The 1,137-nt window shown below is 49.3% G+C and carries 1 protein-coding gene; it reads left to right on the forward strand.

Annotated elements, in window-relative coordinates; genetic code table 11:
* The coding region (locus AB6D58_RS24505; RefSeq protein ID WP_372158801.1) for a VCBS domain-containing protein at nucleotides 1–1,137 on the forward strand (1,137 nt) is incomplete at both ends.

Raw genomic sequence — 1,137 nt, forward strand, 5'->3', positions numbered from 1 at the left:
TCAAGGTCACGATTAATGGCACTAACGACGCCGCTACTGTCAGCAGTGCGACCGTTGCCGTCAATGAAACCGACAAAGCGGTAACGACATCAGGCACGCTAACCAGTACGGATTTGGATAACCCGGATAACACCTTTACACCAGGTTCGATCACGGGAACCCACGGTGATTTAACCATTGATGCCAATGGTCACTGGGTGTTTACCGCCAACAGTGCGTTCAACCAACTCAACGTTGGCGATAAGGTTGAAGAGACCTTTACGGTTGCTTCTGTGGATGGTACACCATCGACTGTTAAGGTCACCATCAACGGCACAAACGATGCCGCGACGGTTAGTAGTGCGACTGTGGCTGTCGATGAGACGGATAAAGCCGTCACGACTTCAGGAACTCTGACCAGCAGCGATATCGATAACCAAGACAACACCTTCACACCAAGTTCGCTCACTGGTACACATGGCAATCTAACCATTGATGCCAATGGCCACTGGGTATTTACCGCTAACAGCGCGTTCAACCAACTTAATGTTGGTGATAAGGTTGAAGAAACATTCACGGTAACGTCTGTGGATGGCACTCAGTCAGCAATTAAGGTCATCATTAACGGCACTAATGACGCCGCTACAGTGAGTAGTGCGACCGTCGCCATCGATGAAACCGACAAAGCGGTAACTACCTCAGGTACGCTAACCAGTACTGACGTGGATAATCCAGATAATACCTTCACACCCGATTCCATTTCCGGTACCAACGGTGACCTGACTATTGATGCTAATGGTCATTGGGCGTTCACCGCCAACAGCGCGTTCAACCAACTCAACGTTGGCGATAAGGTTGAAGAAACATTCACGGTAACGTCTGTGGATGGCACTCAGTCAGCAATTAAGGTCATCATTAACGGCACTAATGACGCCGCTACAGTGAGTAGTGCGACCGTCGCCATCGATGAAACCGACAAAGCGGTAACTACCTCAGGTACGCTAACCAGTACTGACGTGGATAATCCAGATAATACCTTCACACCCGATTCCATTTCCGGTACCAACGGTGACCTGACTATTGATGCCAATGGTCATTGGGTATTCACCGCCAACAGCGCGTTTAATCAACTGAACGTCGGCGATAAAGTCGAAGAAA

Source organism: Vibrio sp. 10N.239.312.D08 (assembly GCF_041466145.1).
Taxonomy (GTDB): domain Bacteria; phylum Pseudomonadota; class Gammaproteobacteria; order Enterobacterales; family Vibrionaceae; genus Vibrio; species Vibrio crassostreae_C.